Here is a 17,711-nt window from a genome sequence, read left to right on the forward strand (position 1 = left end):
AACGCGTTGTTGTTGCGGATATTCATGGATCCAATTGCGACGGAATAAACCCAACGCCTTGCGTCACCTCCAGTGTTTGGGATGCGGACGCTAAGACGTGGCGCTCGTCTGCTGGCGATTGGGAATAAGTTGCATTTGAGAATTGCAGATAAGCCAAAGGAGCTGGTCTGTTCGATGGGTACTCTGTGGCACGTAAACTTATGGGCAAATCGTGCAAAGTTATGCGCAAATACCGCGCAGAGTTATGGGCAATCTTCCAAGATTTTCTTCAATGAAATCAATGTTAGGAATGCAGCGTTATGAGCGCACCTACACGGTTGTAGTTCGGCCCAATACAATACGCGATGCCCCAGTGCGCCATTGCGCAATTTGGATCGGCAGCCACGGCATTCTGAAAGCATACAATCGCTTCTTCGTGGTTGTACGCGTAAATCCAAGCCAAACCACGATCAAACCAAAGCTGGGCTTCGTCCGACGAGGTTGTGATCTTTCGGCTGTAGCTACCGAGATCATAGTATTCCATCACAATAACCCCCTAATCAAAGGTAGGAGGTTACCACAATGGGCTGCTTCTCGATACTGGCGACATCAAAGCCGACCCAAGGCATAGACCCGACTTATATGAGCCCCATTTGATCGAAGCACTCTTCTTGGCGACTGATCAACTTATCGGCTACGTGCGTGACGCACCGTCCAATCCATCCACAGTAGCCCACCGACAAGACCACAAACACCGCTCGCACACCTAAGACGGTCTTTTGAGAAAGCTGATGTCGGCAGTCAGGTTGGTCTTTTCCGCCAACCAACACTTTTGGGGCCTGGTAACGTCGTGCGACAGCTTCTGTTCTAACTGGCGTTGAAAACGTGTAATTTGTACTCATTGCGGGCGTCAAAAATACGGGCACCCTACCCTTCTAGCGTGGCAACTGCATGGTCGTGAGAGGTATGCGGTCGATGCATGTTGAGGATACGTCGAGCTTCATTCGATTGTCCCGATATTGCCAGCGCATGCGCCAATGAAAACTCAATAATGTCGCGTTGCGCCCGGCTACCACCAAGGCGTTCGTGCTCAGACATGACACTTACGAATTTCTCAATCGCTTCATCCGCATTTCCATCCGCCAACGCACGGAATGCGCCTGCGACAGAAGCAACGGTGGGGCCTGCGGGTCCCTTTGCGCCGTCAATGGTTGGTTCCAGACGCTCTCTGTTTCCAGCCATCGCATGCGCAAGAGCAGCGTGAACATCCGCAAAAGCCAAGCCAGGTGAAGGAAAGAACTGAACAGCATAGTCACTGAGTTGTTGCCAACGCTCCTGGGGAATTTGCTCGCCAGCCAAAAAGGCGCGGTGAACAATTGCCACACTATCAGTCAGAACGTTCAGAGGTGGCGCAGGAGGTCGGTCGGGGGAAACATAATCATCGAACAGCTTCCACATACCCGCCACATCGCCGCTCTCAAGCGCCCACAGAGCGACGTGCCAACTGAGATGGCAGTGCAGATACGCTGTGAAGGGATAGTCTTGCCAGAATTCGCGTAGATAAGCGTAGCCAGCGTCCGTTTCCCCGTTCTCATAGTAGAGATGGGCCCTGACATGTGCACTGTGTGCGCTGTCTGGCTTCAACTCAAGCGCGCGCTCGATGTTTTCCGCGGCCGGGCCAATCTGTCCGGCCTCCATCTGGGCAAACGCATGCTGGCAGAGAAACCACCAGTCGTCGCCATAGTGAGGCGTTAACATGGTTGTGTACGCAAGCTGCTCCGCCTCGCGTCCAGCCTGACCTGAAAACCCTATTAAGCCAAATACGCTGGTACATGTCTGTGCCAGCAAAATATCTCGTGGATGGTCTGCGACGTGATCTCGGATGCGTCTATAGGCCTGCGGTACACGCCCCTCAATGAGATCGCTGATAATGTCGATCTGGGCGGCTTCGCGCGGGCTGACGCCATGCGAAAGTTCTTTTGCGACGGCTATTTCACGCTTTGCATCTTGTCCACGCCCGACAGTAACAAGGTAGCGCGCAAGCCCAACATGAGGCATAGCAAAGCCAGCATCTGCCCGCATTGCAGAACGGTAAGCTTCTTCAACATCATCAAAAGCACCCAGAAAACGGTCGATGCCTTTAACATAAGCGTCTCGCGCAGTTTGTGATGTGGTCGTTAGCGGGCTTCCGTACCGATCTTCAAGCATCCAAACCTTCCACTGTCTTTACCAAACCAGTCCGTCAGTGAGCTATATGAGCATGCTTAGACTTAAACGAGTCAAAGGAAATCGACATTACGAGGTGCCATGATTTCTGCATCCGTTCTTTTCGCAAGTCTCATGAAATCATCAAAATGCCGTTCAAACATTGTTGCTTCATCAAATCCCGATTTCCCAAAATTGGACTCCGAAAGCAATTTTGGGGATTATTGCATACGGCTCGACCCGCGTCCGGTTAGAGGAGAACGTAGGTATGACAACCCAAACTCGCCCACTCATTGATACGGCTTGGTTGGCATATAACCTGACTGAACCGAAACTACGCATCATTGATGTTCGCTGGAAGTTTAGGGAGGAAAACGGCAAGGGCGTGGCCTATGACGATAGGAGCGAGTTCCAAGCCGAGCACATTCCTGGCGCAGTGTATGTTGGTATGTCGACAGAGCTTGCAGACAGCACTCAGAACACTCCCGATATGTTGCTCGAGCCAGCGGATTTTGGGAAAAAGATGCGCGAGTTGGGTGTTACTAACGACAGTCATGTCGTGGTCTACGATGACTCCGGGCTTCCATTGGCGTCTGCGCGTCTTTGGTGGGCACTTTCGCACTATGGCCATAAAAACGTGCAGGTCTTGGACGGCGGCTTGCAGCAATGGAAACTCGAAGGTCGGCCCACTGAAACTGGCGATCTAACCGTTGAGCATGGTGACTTTGAACCAACAGTGCAGAGCAATTGGATTGCCCGCAAAGCTGATGTCTTGGATGCGATGGATAAGCCCGGAGTCAGAATTGTGGACTTTCTACCAAACGACCTCTTCCGAGGCGACGGAGTTCACACATGGGGAGGTCGCTCGGGACACATCCCAAGTGCCGTCAACATACCGGCGATATCGAACATCGATCCGGATTTGGCACACATACCCATTGCCGAACGTGCAGCTAAACTAAAGGAACATGGTTCATTCAAGTTGGCGGATCATTCCAAGCTTCTCAAGCACTATCAGGACAAGGGAATTCAAACTGACGATGAGGTCATCGCCTATTGCGGCCGTGGCATAGCTGCTTCTTGTGGGCTCCTTGCGCTGCGCCAAATGGGGTTCGAAAAGTCCCGCCTGTACGATGGTTCATGGGCTGAGTGGAGCGCCGATGAGAGCCTTCCGGTTGAAACCTCGTGAGACTACGATTTTGGGTCACTTTGGGTGGTCCAATTATTGACGCGTCGCTAGGAGGATATTTTGATGACGGACAATTTCCGGCTGACCAAAGAGGCTGCGCAGAAGTACAACAACCATAGTGTGCCTGCGATGTTCGGCCCATTGGCTGAAGCAACAATGCAGAAGGTTCGGCTTCGAAGCGGCACTTGTGTTATCGACATCGCATGCGGCACCGGGGCTTTGACGCGAGAGATTGCAAGGAAACTGACGGGCGAAGGCCGGGTTGTTGGCGTAGATCTGAACGAAACCATGATTGAGGTCGCGCAGTCCAATCAGCCGGATTGTCGTCATGTGCTCGAGTGGTATGCAGCAGATGTAACCGAGTTACCTTTCGGAGATGCTACGTTTGACTATGCCTTCATACAACAGGGGCTTCAGTTCTTCCCCGACAAATCCGCCGCGTTGCAGGAAGTTCATCGGATCTTGCGCAATCACGGTCAGCTATTTTTGACATGTTGGCGTGCAGTGTCGCCCTTCAATGGAGCGCTTGCAAAAGCTCTCGAACGGCATGTTGGAACAGATGCCGCAACAAAGGCCAGAGCGCCTTTTTCGTTTCGAGATGGGGACATCATTTCGAACTTATTGGTCGATGCAGGCTTCGAGATAGCTCGTTACGAGCCGTTGGTACTAGAGCGAAGATTTATTGATCTTCGTGCGCAAATCATGGCGCTGCCAATCGAAACTGATCTTAGGGATGCAGGTGCTGACGTCACCAACAAGGTCGTGGAAGAGGTTGCAGACGCTTTGTCTAAATATGACAAAGAAAGCGTATTGCACGTACCTCAAGAAGCGCACCTTTTTGTCGCCGCGGCATAGGTGAACGACCACTGGCTCAGTTCTCAATTACGATCTTTACCATGGTCGAATGACAATGCGGCATTAGTGGCTGCCGAGCGGGGCTCCGCGTTGACGGTTGAGAGTGCATCAAACTATACTTTTTCCATGGCCAGCGGAAAATACATCGACGATTTGTCGGTTGGCGAAACCTTCGAAACCGGTGGCGTTACGCTGACCGAGGGAGCGATTATTGACTTCGCACTGGTTCATGACCCGCAGCCCTTCCACGTTAACAAAGTGGCTGCCGCAGAGTCGATTTTCGGTGGTCTCATCGCCAGTGGATTTCAGACAATAGCGCTTACTTTCAGGTTGTTCCGCGACACTGGTGTACTTACCGGCACCAACCTGGGTGGACATGGTATGGACGATGTACGGTGGCTGGCTCCGGTGTATGCTGGTGACACGATCAGCGTGTGCGTCACGGTTGAGGCAATTACACCATCACGTTCGAAGCCAGACCGGGGAACGGTCAAATTCCGATACCAGACATTTAACCAGAACGATGTTGAAGTTCTTAACCTGGTCATGCACCACGTGATGGCATATCGGAGTTAAGGCAGTTTGCAGCGGCTTGGGCGCGGCGATCAGTTTGACATCCCGTTGTCATCTTCAAGAGTATCTTTGGGCTCGCCACATAAGGTTTCTATTGCTGCGGTCGTTCGAACGTCTGATCAATGCCTGCACGTCTGGCACTTCCTTGGGGCTTCACCGACGACAATTAAGTACGGACAAAAGAATTGCAGAACCAATTAGGGCGATTGTTACACCAGTCGTGGTCTCTTGAACCGCGACTTTCAAGAAGCCCGTGGAAGAAACTAGGCCGAGTTACTTAGCTCGATCACCCCTTTCTACGCACCACGACGATAAATTGGGTCATCGAAAAAAAGAAGCGTCCAACTTTTGCAAGGCTGAGCTGCTCGTCGAACCACGATTGCGCTATGTTGGGATCAACATGGTCATTTGCGACAGCGTATTGCTTCATGAGGTGCATCATCATGATTGCGAGACCATCAGGCCTTAGCTGGTGATCTGTCATTGTGAACGACAAGACATCTTCCACGTGGTCACCGCGGGCCTTTATTAGTGCAGGCAGTCTTTCCGGAACGGAACCACTCACAAAGTGCTGGTTCCAGGATGTCAGCATCTTTTGCATTCTGTCAGGCTCGCCGCTGAACCAAATCAAGCTACCAAAGTGTAGATCGCTGATGACGAGGCGCCCGCCGGGTTTGACGCACCGCAGCATGTCAGCCAATGCACCGTCTACGTCTTCGATGTACTCAAAGACCTGTACCGAGACAGCCTTGTCAGCACTCTCATCTTCAATAGGTAAGCTATTTGCGGCACCAGCACGAAACTCCACGTTTGCGTAGTTGCTGCATCGTTCTCTTGCGGCTGCTGTCATATCCTCGCTTGGGTCGATCCCGATGACATAGCCATCCGAGCCAACTGCGCGGGCCAACTCCGCTGTTAACATCCCGTTGCCACAACCGATGTCCAAAATAGTTTCACCGGGAGCCGGGCACAGCGCATCAAATGAAGCTTGTCTTCGCCGCGTCAATTCAGCTCCTTGATAGGCGATTTCAAGTAATCTCGTTGTCTCCGCGTCAAACTTAAGCAACTCTCACCCCTTACAAAGCCCACAAGTCTCCAAACCTTATCAGAAAATGGGTTATCTACGAAAAGCAGAGCCGATCATTGAGGCTTGAACATGGATCTACCAAAATAACTGAAGGTGCCGACTGGTATCGACGAATTGGTTAACCTCGGGACGTAAGGACGTTTCTGCCGCTTTATTGTCCCAGCTTTTTGCGGCGGCTCGAACTTTAGAACAACATCAATTCAAGGGATGTCGAGGCCATTCTCCCGGCCGAAATCGGTATAGAAGGTGTCGCTGCGGCATCGGTTTAAAGTGGCCTCGTCCGCTTGTCTTGGGTCGTTGCCAGGACTTTGAACACCTGTTCCTTCTATGAAGCGGTTCACGAGATTAAAGACACCGCACACTTGGATAGCATCAAACAACGCACTCTCCGACCAGCCTGCGGCGTAGACCGCTTTTGCATCGGCTTCCGTCATTCGCGATGGCGAGACGGTGAGCTTTTCAATGTATGCTAGTAACGGTTTAAGATGATCCTCGATGGGCGCCGTATCGCGGTCTTCCATCAGTGCCTCGATTGTCTCGACCTCAACGCCATAGGCTTTGGCGAAAACGATGTGTGCGCCATGGCAATAGGCACAAGCATTCAAGCCCGAGACATAGGCTGCAATCAATTCACGTTGGGCGACCGATAGGTCGCTCTCTCCCCTCATCACCAAGCTTTCGTACGCACAAAGCGGAGAAAGCTTGTCCGGAAAGGCTTGATAAACACTTCCCAGTGTTGCGTTCTCGGGCAGAGATGGAAACAGGCGATTCATTCAATTCTCTTTCAATCTTGTTTTGGATAACTTCGTCTCACGTGAGGAACCAACGATGTTTACGCAACCTTAAAGCAATTCCGGGTTCCGCACAGAGATTCTGTTGGAAACCTGCGAACGGCAGGTTTGCCTGATTGAGTGGCAGCGTGTTCGTCACTTCGTGAAAGGTAATTTCGTGCGGTTCTCATAAAATATGCAAAGTCCGCTTTCTGCGCATTGCTGACCTTATAGCGTAGGGAAGCATTCTGAACTTTGGGTCTAAGGCTGGCACTGACGGAATATTCGCGATTGGCCGATGTGCAGATTAAGCGGGTGGCTGGTTGCCGACAGCGCAAACGCTGCATAATCGCGAGTTTTTCTATTTTTTTCAGTCTCTGGATCGTGGGCAAAGTACCCAATTCTTATACCTGAGATTAATTTCGATCTGCAATGGTTGCCCGGCATTCAACAAGAGGATTGGACATGAAAAAACTTGCAACCATCGACCTGCCCAGAACAAACCCCAACGCTTTTAAAGTGCTGGCACGTTGTCAGATAGCAGCCGAAAAAGCCGGAGTAGGGCAAGCACGAATTCAGGCCTTTCTTGAGGACGCCGTCCAGGGTGACTTTGAGCATTTGTTGCGTGTGGTGAATACCCACTTCGAGGTCTCTAGCTCCGGGCCTTGATTAGAGAGGGCCCGGTATGCCGCCACGAGACCACTAACCCGCAATTGAACAGCGCAATTAGTGGTCTTCTTTCGACTTCAGCAACCAACTCGGCAATCGTCAGGTGTGGTGGTCACTTCAAACAGTCTTTTTGGAGTTCGCACACGACAGGTTGTGAGTGAATTTCATCATTTTCCAGCTTCGTTGGCGCTTTCAAGGCACGCGATCAGTCAATTGAAACTCAGCGGCACAGATAGACGCGTTGTCGTCAATGAACTTACGGAAAAGATGAAAGAGCTTTCCGTTCTGAACGTTGTTTTGCCTTCTTAGCTCTTTAAACCACTCCTCATCTTCCGGCAAAACCTTCAAGTGAAGCTGGCCTGTGTAGGGCGATACTGGGCGCCAGCGGTTACGCTTGCGCACTACGGTGGGAGGTTCTTCTTCCACGCTTTTAGTAGATTGCTCACCCTGACTCGAAACTGCATCCAAAACTTTTTCAGTAACAACTTGGACTAACACAGCGAACTGATCGTCAGACAACTTTTTTGACATGTTCCGTCTTTCCTTGCACGAGCCAGATCAAGTAGATTTTTGGAATCTGCATTCCTAAAGAGTTTCTTTCCGTTCCACTCAGTATTCACAGTATACTTCATAGCCGCAAGCCACTCTTTGGCCCCTTTGTCCTTTTATGGACCGTGAACGAATCGATGACCCAATGATAGCCGCGCTCGCAATCGTGTTGAGACGTCACAGGCAGGCCCAAAAACTCTCGCAAGAAGAACTTGCACACATGGCGGGTAGAAGCATGCGCTACATCTCCCTGCTGGAAAGCTGTCGACATCAACCAACTCTTGCTACCCTACAACGGCTTAGTGATGCGTTGGGTCTTTCCTTGAGCCAATTGGTGTTGGAAATGGAGGCCGAGATTTCCAACCCCAAAGGGTAACAAACCTAAATGCCCCGTTTCGGTGTCCGACAGAGGACAATTTGTCGAGTTCGTCGCACGGGGAAATGTCGATGCCAGGTTGCCCATAATCGGGTAGTGGAGATTGGCGTGGCAAAAGTTTATTGGGGACAATATCCGACTAAGTGCCTACATAAATAATCTACCCTAGGAGCTTTTGCTCGTGACGATTGCTAGCGAAGGTTAAAAATTGAAAACAATTCTGAGCAAACGATTTCGAAAGCGTTTAGACGAGCAAGAACCTTCTGGACAATTGTGTAAACGACCGTTTTGTACATATAATCGAGGCTCATCGACCGTCCGATCTTCCAATGAACCGGTCACTCAATAAGCGTTCTCGCAGACACACAGCCTTGGTATCGGGAGCGCATGATGGTTCAGACCACGCAGCAACATGAAATCTGGACGCAGGCTACGCCCTATAGTAGGCATTGCGGGCAACCTGAGAAAGTTTGTTGCGCCATTTGGTTAAAAGCCAAGCTCTGCTAATTCCACCGACCTTGGAGCAATTTACACTTTGTCTAGCCGCACTGAAAAAGGCGCTGAAACACAGCGTCCGACTACGCTGACTGCAATGGCAGTCGACGTGCTCTCCACGGCGGATGGTCACGCAAAAACAGCCAAATCACGAGCTTACGCTTCTGTTTGGAAAACTGCGCGGACTACGGGTGAAGTTCTTGAACTCGGGTGTTCTATTCCACCAGATCATCCAGCTCGCCCGCAGCACCCAGAGTTGCTCAGTCCCCGCGACGTACCAAAGCGCAAGCCGGGATCTCCAGCAGGAAGAATAGCGCTACTTCATGCCGTCGCTCATATCGAACTCAATGCCGTCGATCTGCACTGGGATATTATCTCACGCTTCGCCCACGTGCCGATGCCGATGGGATTTTATGACGATTGGGTGAAAGCCGCAGACGACGAAGCAAAACACTTCAATCTGATCTGTGATTGCCTGGAAACGATGGGAAGCTACTATGGAGCCCTGCCCGCTCATGATGGAATGTGGCGCGCGGCATCAGATACTGCAAACGACCTACAAGGACGGTTAGCCATCGTTCCAATGGTATTGGAGGCACGAGGGCTAGATGTAACACCGGGAATGATAGACGTTTTCGAGAAAGCTGGAGAGACCGCGGCTGTTGAAAGCCTCAAAACCATATACAGTGAGGAAGTCAGCCACGTGGCGTATGGGGCGAAATGGTTTAACTTCGTCTGTGGCAGGGACAACAGTGATCCAAAAGAAGTATTCCATGCGCTAGTAAAGCGCTATTTCAAAGGAGGTTTGAAGCCTCCGTTTAACGAAGAAAAACGCGCAGATGCCGGATTGCCACCTGACTTTTATTGGCCGCTCGCTGAGGAACTTCCTCCTTATGTTCGCTGAGAAAGTTGGCAGTTGCCTGCGCCACTGAAGCATTTTGCTTGAGGACCTCGTACTTCAAGTAATCACCCTTCGCGCCAATTCATCAGGTAAGAGTTCCGACTCCCAAGGGCGGGACTGTTTCGGCCTGCGGGATCCCGTCCAAGCGACGCAGAAGAATTGCCCAAGTCAAAACCAATGCTCTTCCTGTTTGCCGCTTCTCTCCTCGTTTCAATCAAGACTGGATCTCAAGTGCATGGAACTTTTGATCGGGTTTGGGGGCGAAAAAGTTCCATAATGCACGTGGAACTTTTTGAAGTGGAAGTATTTCAGTTCGATGCATTGATTGTTTTCAAGGGAGTCGCGCTGACAAAAACAATGAAAAATCGATTTTGGTTGGTATAACGATTCCTTGTGCGGGCGCGAGAATGCCGACCCCAAGGATGTATTCCACGCCCTCGTCCGCCGCTATTTCCACGGCGCGCTGAAACCACCATTTAACGAAGAGAAACGGGCCGAGGCCGGACTGCCGCCAGATTTCTATTGGCCCCTGACCGAAGACCTGCCACCACCCGGAGTTGTGTCGGACTGACCGCAAATGCTCGCTATCGGCAAGTTCTCGCCGATCACGTGCGGTAATTCTCCGTTCATAGCTCTTGATTGGTTAACAAACTTGCCCGAATGCCTCGACCGCTTTATGCAATCGCGTCAAGGAGCGGCTACTCACTCACGACCGGCTCCGAGATATGGGGACAATTGAGGTAGGACGCGTGCGGACACGTCTGGCAATTAAACTACACTCACTGCTCGAGCGGCACTTTCCAGAGCGCCGTGTTTTTCTGAAATCTGACAACGACACGCGGTTCATCCGACTGAGTTCTGAAACTCAGATCGCTGCAGTCGCCGGTGTGTCGGTGATGGTCGCCTGGACCGCGATTGCCACGTCAGTTCTGTTGATGGACAGCATCGGATCGGGCAATTTCCGGGAACAGGCCAAGCGCGATCAGGCTACGTATCAAGAACGTCTGAACATCCTGTCGGAAGAGCGCGATGCGCGTGCGGCCGAAGCGCTGGCTGCACATGACAGGTTTAACGCAGCTCTGGAACAGATTTCGGTCATGCAGTCCGAATTGCTGGAATCCGAAAACCGCCGGCGCGAGTTGGAAACCGGCATCGAGGTGATCCAAACCACGCTGCGTGCCACTATGAAGCAACGCGAAGACGCGCGGACCAAACTGGCCGAACTGCAACCCAGCAATGATGCGGACGCGGCTTATGCGATGGCATCGGCAAACCCGGAACAGATGGCATTTATGACCGATGCCCTGGCCCGGACCGCGGCGCAGCGCGACCAGATCGCTGCCGATGCGCAAGGCGCGTTGGACCAGCGTGACGAGCTCGAGCTTGAAATCCGCCTGATGCAGGAGCGCAGCGACGAGATTTTCCGCCAGTTGGAAGAGGCGATGCTGATCTCGGTCGAACCTCTCGACAAGATGTTCCGCAGCGCGGGCATGCCAACAGATCGTATCCTCGACGAAGTTCGGCGCGGATATAGCGGTATGGGCGGTCCGCTGACCCCTTTATCCTTCAGCACCCGCGGTGAGGAACTGAGCCCCGACCAGATCCGCGCCAATATCCTGCTGGAACAGATGGACCAGCTGAACCTCTATCGCATCGCTGCGGAAAAGGCCCCCTTCGCCAGCCCGGTGCGCGCCGCTGTCCGTTATACCAGTGGCTACGGAACCCGCCGCGACCCCAAAACCGGCGGCCGGCGCATGCATAACGGGTCGGATTTCGCCGGTCCTCGCGGGACCGATATCTTTGCGACCGCCGATGGCGTTGTCACCCATGCGGGCTGGCAATCCGGTTTCGGAAAGCTGGTGAAAATCAAACACGCCTTCGGGATTGAGACACTTTACGCTCATAACAGCAATCTTCGCGTTAAGGTTGGCCAAAGGGTCTCGCGCGGGGACCATATTGCTGATATGGGTACCACCGGACGATCGACCGGCACGCATCTGCACTACGAGGTGCGCGTGAACGGAAAACCCATGAACCCAATGACTTACATCAAGGCTGCGAGAAATGTTTTCTAAGAGCAAAATCAACGAACCCGGGTCGAAAGAGACTGAGGCAGCAAAACCGGCCGCTCCGGCCACACCGGCAACACCTGCACCGGCTGAAACAAAGGCCAGCACCCCTCCCAAGCCCAAGCCACCGGCATCGGTGCTATCCTCGGATCTGCACATCACAGGTAACATCAAGACCTCGGGCGATATCCAGGTCGAGGGCACCGTCGAAGGCGACATCCGCGCCCATCTGCTGACCATCGGCGAGACTGCCACCATCAAGGGCGAAGTCACTGCAGATGACGTAGTGGTCAACGGTCGTATCGTGGGCCGCGTCCGCGGCCTGAAGGTCCGCCTGACCTCGACCGCCCGCGTCGAAGGCGACATCATTCACAAGACCATCGCCATTGAAAGCGGCGCGCATTTCGAAGGTTCGGTGCAGCGTCAGGACGACCCGCTGAACCCGGGCCGCAGCGGCAAATCGGGTGCCAACCCGGCGGCGGAAGTGAAGCAGTAAACACTTATCGGCAAGACCAATCAGCAACGCCGCAGGATACCCTGCGGCGTTTTTTTTGTTCTGGGGTGTTCGTCTAAATCTGACAATGACCTCAATGCGGGACGTAGCGGCCTTACACCGCGCAAGTGCCGCAATGCGCTTGGTTGATCAGGAGGGCTTGGTCTGCGCTGCCCCCGCTACTCGTACTGCACGATCATCGAAAGAAAATCATCATCGCTTGTTACTACTGTGTGGTGGCCTTTGCCGTGTTTGTCTTCCATATGCCAGACGTCACCCGGACCAATATCTCTGAATTCCCCGTCGCTCGCGGTCACGCGCACTGAGCCAGAAAGACAAATGAGCTTTTGAGCGACAGGTGTGGGATGAATTGGCTCATCCCAACCCTTCTTGAGTCTCAAGAACATGGTTTGCTTGACAGCTTCTGGCTTTGAAATCTCGATTGCTTTCGCAGGTGGTGCAAAGCTTTGCTCTTCAAGTTCGACTTCGATGTCTTTCCAATGGCTTTCGCCTTGAGCATCCGAATACAGCTTTTTGAACTTCACTTTGATACCCCCGCCACATCGCAAGCCCACAACCGATACCGGACATTGGGGCGCAAAGGAGAAAAACGCAAGTTGGGCCGAGTGTGTCGTTCTTAATCGCCAACACACCGGAATAAGCATATTCCCTAACAGTCCCCCTATCTGACGTGTCTTGAAGGAAAATCCCTCGCATTCTCACAGTTTCACAAAAAGCGTTTTTTGAATTAACCTTAAAGTCATTGATTTCTGGAGGGCTTTTCATGTCATCAAAACTCATGGCCGAATTCTTCGGTACATTCTGGCTTGTGCTGGGCGGCTGCGGCAGCGCGGTGCTGGCTGCAGGTGTGGCCGATGTCGGTATCGGCTGGCTAGGCGTTTCGTTCGCTTTCGGCCTGACCGTTCTGACCATGGCCTATGCGGTCGGTCATATTTCTGGCGGGCACTTTAACCCGGCGGTCAGTCTTGGGCTGATGATCGGAGGGCGGTTCGATGCCAAAGATCTGATCCCTTACTGGATCGCGCAGGTGATCGGAGCGATCGCCGCAGCAGCGGTGCTGTACCTGATCGTCAGTGGCGCGCCCGGCTTTGAAGGTGTCGGAGGATTTGCTTCGAACGGGTATGGCGAGGCGTCACCCGAAGGCTATTCGATGATGTCCGCATTGATCATCGAAATCGTCATGACCGCGTTCTTCATCGTGATCATTCTCGGCGCGACCTCCAGCGGCGCGCCTGCCGGGTTCGCCCCGATTGCGATTGGTTTGGGGTTAACGCTGATCCACCTGATCTCGATTCCGGTGACCAACACCTCCGTAAATCCCGCCCGGTCAACCGGCGTGGCGTTGTTTGCTGACGGTCCGGCACTGGCGCAGCTCTGGCTGTTCTGGGTGGCACCTTTGATCGGCGGTGCGATTGGCGCACTGATCTGGCGGGCGATGTCGGACGACGATTGACCCGGCCGCATCAAGAACCCCCGGCCCGCAGAAGCGCGCCGGGGTTTTCTTTTATTCGGTCACCGTGACCTTTTTCATCGCATCCGGTTGTCCGATCACTGCGCCATTAGGGCCATCGCCCCGCTTGATCGCATCGACCACGTCCATCCCGTCTGTCACCTGACCGACAACCGTGTACTGACCATTCAGGAAAGGGCCGGGCTCGAACATAATGAAGAATTGCGAGTTCGCGCTGTTTGGGTCCTGCGCCCGCGCCATGCCGACGACGCCCCGGTCATAGTTGAAATCCGAGAATTCGGCAGGCAGATCAGGGCGATCCGATCCACCCGTACCCGCACGACGCATGTCGCCACCAACACGGCCAAACTCAACATCGCCGGTCTGCGCCATAAAGCCGTCGATCACACGGTGGAACACAACCCCATCGTACTGACCAGCAGCGGCCAGAGCGGTGATCTGCTCTACATGCTTGGGCGCAATATCCTCGAATAGATCAACGGTGACGGTGCCATTGGCGCCCTCGCCCTCGATCTCAATCTCAAGCCCGGTTGCCAGCGCAGGGCTGGCCAGCAAGGCAAAAACTGCAGCCAGCTTATGCATCGGCAGCCACCTTAACACTGATCATGCGGTCGGGGCTCGCTGGCGGCTCACCACGCACAATCGCGTCTACATGCTCCATCCCGTCGATGACGCGGCCATACACGGTATATTGACCGTTCAGGAAATGGTTGTCCTTGAAGTTGATGAAGAACTGCGAGTTGGCCGAATCCGGGTTGGCCGAGCGTGCCGCACCCAACGTGCCGCGATCATGGGGCAGTTTCGAGAACTCGGCAGGTACGTTCGGCAGCGACGATCCACCGGTGCCCGCCATACGAATGTTGAACCCGTCTTCCATGTCGCCATGCTGCACATCGCCGGTTTGCGCCATGAACCCGTCGATCACACGGTGGAAGGCGACGTTGTCATATTCACCACCACGCGCCAGCTCTTTCATGCGGGCCGAGTGCTGAGGGGCCACGTCGGGCAGCAGTTCGATAACGACATTCCCGTCTTTCAGCTCAATGATGATCGTGTTTTCCGGGTCTTTGATCTCGGCCATCTGGCTCTCCTGTCTTTGAAACTTGCGCAAATACCTATGACGCGGGCGCGCGAATGCCAAGTGACGCATTGACCTGAACGCAAAATGCAGGAAAAGAACCGCTGAAACTGGATGCAATGGGCAAGGATGAGCGCGATGGGCTGGAAATCTCTGGACGATATGGATCTTGGCGGTAAGCGGGTTCTGGTGCGCGTGGATATCAACGTACCGGTCGCGGATGGCGTGGTGACCGACGACACCCGCATTCAACGGATCGTGCCAACCGTACGCGATATCCTCGCCGCAGGTGGTAAACCCATCCTGCTGGCCCATTTCGGACGCCCCGGTGGTCAGCATGTACCCGAGCTGTCATTGAAGCAGCTTGTGCCAGCACTTGAATCCGCTTTTGGGGCTCCCGTGCGCTTTGCAGATGATTGCGTAGGCTATGAGGCTGAAACCGCAGCCTCCGCCCTGACGGAAGGTGAGGTTCTGCTGCTGGAAAACACCCGCTTCCATGCCGAGGAGACCAAAAACAGCGTCCCACTTGCCCAAGGCATGGCAAAGCTGGGCGACATCTATTGCAACGATGCCTTCTCGGCCGCGCACCGCGCCCACAGCTCGACCGAGGCGCTGGCCCGTCTGCTGCCCGCCTGTGCCGGACGCCTGATGCAGCAGGAACTGAGCGCACTTGAGGCCGCCCTGGGCGCGCCCAAGCGGCCTGTCACAGCGGTTGTCGGGGGCGCCAAAGTGTCGACCAAGCTGGACCTGCTGGGCAACCTGATCGAGAAGGTTGACTATCTGGTCATCGGTGGCGGGATGGCGAATACATTCCTACTGGCGCAGGGGATCGATGTCGGCAAATCGCTGGCCGAGCACGCCATGACCGATACCGCCGCCGAAATCCTCGGCAAGGCCGAATCCGCAGGCTGTACGATCGTCCTGCCGCGCGACATCGTCGTGGCCGAAGTGTTCGAGGCCAACGCGCCGCATCAGGTTCTGCCCGCTGATCAGTGCCCTTCGGACGCGATGATCCTGGACGCCGGTCCCGAAAGCGTCGCAGCCGTGTCCGAAGTGCTGGAAAAAAGCCAGACCCTGATTTGGAACGGCCCACTGGGGGCGTTTGAGCTGACCCCGTTCGATGCCGCAACCAATGCGGCGGCGCTGAAGGCGGCTGCACTAACCCGCGATGGCAAGCTGACCTCGGTCGCGGGTGGGGGTGACACGGTCGCCGCGCTGAACGCCTCGGGCGCGGCAACGGATTTCTCATATATCTCTACTGCTGGTGGTGCCTTCCTTGAATGGATGGAAGGCAAGACCTTGCCGGGTGTGGCCGCGCTGGACCCGTAAGCGCTCAAACCTCAGGTCTCAGCTTTTTCTACACAGGGGATTCACAACCCGAATCACCTGTGACATAGTGCGTCGAGACATCCAAAAAGGGTGCGTTTCTGAGGCAGTATTTCACACGGCGGTTAACACAGTGTCCCGTTCCAATCGGCCCGGTTTAGGGGCTTTCATTTTCTTCTCAATCGCCTTCATGCTGGGGGTGTATTTCACCTTTGCCGCCGTTCAAGGGGATTACGGTCTGTTTCGCCGGGTCGAGATTGCCGCCGAGCGCGATGTTTTGTCTCGCGATCTGGCGCAGCTGAACGCCGAGATCGAGCAGATGGAGAACCTGACCCGCCGACTGTCAGACACCTATCTGGATCTCGATCTGCTGGATCAACAGGCCCGCTCAGTGCTCGGCATGATCCGCGCGGATGAGATCGTCATCCGCTGACGAAATTTTTGACTAAGAATCTCTGTACCTTAACGCCCGGAAGATAAGCTGTGGCAGGCCGCAACTCGCGTATCCTGCCCTCGCGTAACATTAGTACTCGCCAGAACGTGTGAAATGCTCTATGAGATAGTTTAACGCTAAACTATCTTGCCGAAAGGGGGAGATCGCCACTATGGCTGCGCGAAAAACCACAAAGAAACCAAATGTTTCTGCGGAAGAACTGACCACATATTACCGCGAGATGCTGCTGATCCGCCGATTCGAGGAAAAGGCAGGTCAACTCTACGGCATGGGTCTGATCGGGGGTTTCTGCCACCTCTACATCGGTCAGGAAGCGGTTGTTGTCGGCCTTGAGGCCGCGGCCAAAGAAGGCGACAAGCGCATCACGTCCTATCGCGATCACGGCCACATGCTGGCCTGTGGAATGGACCCGGGCGGCGTAATGGCCGAATTGACCGGTCGCGAAGGCGGGCTGTCCAAAGGCAAAGGCGGCTCGATGCACATGTTCTCGAAAGAGAAGAATTTCTATGGCGGCCACGGCATTGTCGGCGCACAGGTTCCGCTGGGTGCGGGTTTGGCCTTTGCTGACAAATACAAAGAGAACGGCGGCGTAACCTTCACCTATTTCGGTGACGGCGCGGCCAACCAGGGTCAGGTCTATGAGACCTTCAATATGGCTGCTCTTTGGGAACTGCCGGTGGTATTCGTGATCGAGAACAACCAGTATGCCATGGGCACCGCGCAAGCACGCTCGACCTCTTCGGCCGACATCTACCACCGCGGTCAAGCCTTCGGAATACCGGGTGAAATGGTGAACGGCATGGATGTGCTGGCCGTCAAAGCCGCAGGTGAAAAAGCGGTCGCCCACTGCCGTGCGGGCAAAGGTCCCTACATCCTCGAGGTGAAAACCTACCGCTATCGCGGCCACTCGATGTCTGACCCGGCCAAGTACCGTACACGCGAAGAGGTTCAGAAGGTCCGCGAACAAAGCGACCCGATCGAGCACGTGCGCGAGCTGCTGCTGACCGGCAAACACGCGACCGAGGATGACCTGAAGGCGATCGACAAAGAGATCAAAGAGGTCGTCAATCAGGCCGCCGAATTCTCGAAAGAAAGCCCCGAGCCGTCGCTGGACGAGCTCTGGACTGATATCTACGCCTGAGAGGACGAAT

At 54.2% G+C, this 17,711-nt stretch carries 19 protein-coding genes and 2 pseudogenes; 13 read left to right on the forward strand and 8 right to left on the reverse strand.

The features are described 5' to 3' along the window. Positions 1–316: 316 nt before the first annotated feature. A pseudogene (locus AC2TEM_RS18845) lies at positions 317–523 on the reverse strand (hypothetical protein); the annotation flags it as partial. A 383-nt stretch (positions 524–906) separates the two neighbouring features. Beyond that, positions 907–2,187, reverse strand: a complete 1,281-nt coding sequence (locus AC2TEM_RS18850) for a tetratricopeptide repeat protein (protein WP_480856358.1) — start codon at positions 2,185–2,187, stop codon at positions 907–909. A gap of 265 nt (positions 2,188–2,452) precedes the next feature. Between AC2TEM_RS18850 and AC2TEM_RS18855 the strand changes: the two genes are divergently transcribed. The 3 genes from AC2TEM_RS18855 (at position 2,453) to AC2TEM_RS18865 (ending at position 4,804) form a co-directional block, all read left to right on the forward strand. Then, positions 2,453–3,373 (forward strand): sulfurtransferase, encoded by a 921-nt coding sequence (locus AC2TEM_RS18855; RefSeq protein ID WP_480856359.1) that lies wholly within the window; start codon positions 2,453–2,455, stop codon positions 3,371–3,373. 63 nt (positions 3,374–3,436) lie between these two features. After that, entirely contained in the window at positions 3,437–4,228 is a 792-nt protein-coding gene (locus AC2TEM_RS18860) for a class I SAM-dependent methyltransferase (RefSeq protein WP_480856360.1), read from the forward strand. Beyond that, positions 4,229–4,804 carry a MaoC family dehydratase gene (locus tag AC2TEM_RS18865; RefSeq protein WP_480856361.1) on the forward strand — a complete coding sequence of 192 codons (576 nt, stop codon included), beginning with the start codon at positions 4,229–4,231 and terminating at the stop codon, positions 4,802–4,804. A 283-nt stretch (positions 4,805–5,087) separates the two neighbouring features. On the opposite strand, the gene AC2TEM_RS18870 is transcribed toward AC2TEM_RS18865, so the two are convergent. After that, a complete protein-coding gene (locus AC2TEM_RS18870; RefSeq protein WP_170594466.1) occupies positions 5,088–5,867 on the reverse strand; it encodes a methyltransferase domain-containing protein in 780 nt (259 codons plus the stop codon). Between the two features lie 221 nt (positions 5,868–6,088). Continuing rightward, the gene (locus AC2TEM_RS18875; protein ID WP_480856362.1) at positions 6,089–6,661 is read right to left on the reverse strand and encodes a carboxymuconolactone decarboxylase family protein; all 573 of its coding nucleotides are present in this window, start codon (positions 6,659–6,661) and stop codon (positions 6,089–6,091) included. Between the two features lie 462 nt (positions 6,662–7,123). Here AC2TEM_RS18875 and AC2TEM_RS18880 point away from each other — a divergent pair, with 462 nt between their 5' ends. Continuing rightward, positions 7,124–7,327, forward strand: coding sequence for a hypothetical protein (locus AC2TEM_RS18880; RefSeq protein ID WP_480856363.1), 204 nt, complete (start codon positions 7,124–7,126; stop codon positions 7,325–7,327). Between the two features lie 192 nt (positions 7,328–7,519). Here AC2TEM_RS18880 and AC2TEM_RS18885 read toward each other — a convergent pair whose 3' ends face one another. Continuing rightward, the gene (locus tag AC2TEM_RS18885) at positions 7,520–7,858 is read right to left on the reverse strand and encodes a hypothetical protein (RefSeq protein WP_480856364.1); all 339 of its coding nucleotides are present in this window, start codon (positions 7,856–7,858) and stop codon (positions 7,520–7,522) included. Between the two features lie 163 nt (positions 7,859–8,021). Here AC2TEM_RS18885 and AC2TEM_RS18890 point away from each other — a divergent pair, with 163 nt between their 5' ends. The 5 genes and pseudogenes from AC2TEM_RS18890 to AC2TEM_RS18910 all read left to right on the forward strand — a co-directional run bounded on the left by AC2TEM_RS18890 (position 8,022) and on the right by AC2TEM_RS18910 (position 12,213). Beyond that, positions 8,022–8,252, forward strand: a complete 231-nt coding sequence (locus AC2TEM_RS18890; RefSeq protein ID WP_480856375.1) for a helix-turn-helix domain-containing protein — start codon at positions 8,022–8,024, stop codon at positions 8,250–8,252. A 592-nt stretch (positions 8,253–8,844) separates the two neighbouring features. Beyond that, positions 8,845–9,651: a ferritin-like domain-containing protein gene (locus AC2TEM_RS18895; protein WP_480856365.1), complete on the forward strand. Its 807-nt coding sequence runs from the start codon at positions 8,845–8,847 to the stop codon at positions 9,649–9,651. Positions 9,652–10,024: 373 nt separating this feature from the next. Continuing rightward, positions 10,025–10,219, forward strand: a pseudogene (locus AC2TEM_RS18900) (DUF455 family protein); the annotation flags it as partial. Between the two features lie 178 nt (positions 10,220–10,397). After that, positions 10,398–11,723, forward strand: coding sequence for a DUF5930 domain-containing protein (locus AC2TEM_RS18905; RefSeq protein ID WP_170422207.1), 1,326 nt, complete (start codon positions 10,398–10,400; stop codon positions 11,721–11,723). Further along, a complete protein-coding gene (locus AC2TEM_RS18910; RefSeq protein WP_170396528.1) occupies positions 11,713–12,213 on the forward strand; it encodes a bactofilin family protein in 501 nt (166 codons plus the stop codon). Before AC2TEM_RS18905 ends, AC2TEM_RS18910 begins: the two co-directional genes overlap by 11 nt. 176 nt (positions 12,214–12,389) lie before the next feature. On the opposite strand, the gene AC2TEM_RS18915 is transcribed toward AC2TEM_RS18910, so the two are convergent. After that, positions 12,390–12,755: a cupin domain-containing protein gene (locus AC2TEM_RS18915; protein WP_008758336.1), complete on the reverse strand. Its 366-nt coding sequence runs from the start codon at positions 12,753–12,755 to the stop codon at positions 12,390–12,392. A gap of 239 nt (positions 12,756–12,994) precedes the next feature. Here AC2TEM_RS18915 and aqpZ point away from each other — a divergent pair, with 239 nt between their 5' ends. Then, entirely contained in the window at positions 12,995–13,684 is a 690-nt protein-coding gene (gene aqpZ, locus AC2TEM_RS18920; RefSeq protein WP_170403069.1) for an aquaporin Z, read from the forward strand. Positions 13,685–13,735: 51 nt separating this feature from the next. On the opposite strand, the gene AC2TEM_RS18925 is transcribed toward aqpZ, so the two are convergent. Together AC2TEM_RS18925 and AC2TEM_RS18930 are read right to left on the reverse strand one after the other, a co-directional pair. Next, entirely contained in the window at positions 13,736–14,284 is a 549-nt protein-coding gene (locus AC2TEM_RS18925) for a peptidylprolyl isomerase (RefSeq protein WP_170422208.1), read from the reverse strand. Next, on the reverse strand, positions 14,277–14,783 hold the full coding sequence (locus AC2TEM_RS18930; protein ID WP_170396522.1) for a peptidylprolyl isomerase: 507 nt from the start codon (positions 14,781–14,783) through the stop codon (positions 14,277–14,279). The genes AC2TEM_RS18925 and AC2TEM_RS18930 overlap by 8 nt, the downstream gene beginning before the upstream one ends. 135 nt (positions 14,784–14,918) lie before the next feature. Here AC2TEM_RS18930 and AC2TEM_RS18935 point away from each other — a divergent pair, with 135 nt between their 5' ends. The 3 genes from AC2TEM_RS18935 to pdhA all read left to right on the forward strand — a co-directional run bounded on the left by AC2TEM_RS18935 (position 14,919) and on the right by pdhA (position 17,701). After that, positions 14,919–16,109: a phosphoglycerate kinase gene (locus tag AC2TEM_RS18935; RefSeq protein WP_170422210.1), complete on the forward strand. Its 1,191-nt coding sequence runs from the start codon at positions 14,919–14,921 to the stop codon at positions 16,107–16,109. Positions 16,110–16,239: 130 nt separating this feature from the next. Then, positions 16,240–16,539, forward strand: a complete 300-nt coding sequence (locus AC2TEM_RS18940) for a septum formation initiator family protein (RefSeq protein ID WP_170396518.1) — start codon at positions 16,240–16,242, stop codon at positions 16,537–16,539. Between the two features lie 172 nt (positions 16,540–16,711). Then, positions 16,712–17,701 carry a pyruvate dehydrogenase (acetyl-transferring) E1 component subunit alpha gene (gene pdhA, locus AC2TEM_RS18945; protein WP_170396516.1) on the forward strand — a complete coding sequence of 330 codons (990 nt, stop codon included), beginning with the start codon at positions 16,712–16,714 and terminating at the stop codon, positions 17,699–17,701. Positions 17,702–17,711 lie beyond the last annotated feature (10 nt).

This window comes from Ruegeria sp. HKCCD3925 (assembly GCF_057221175.1).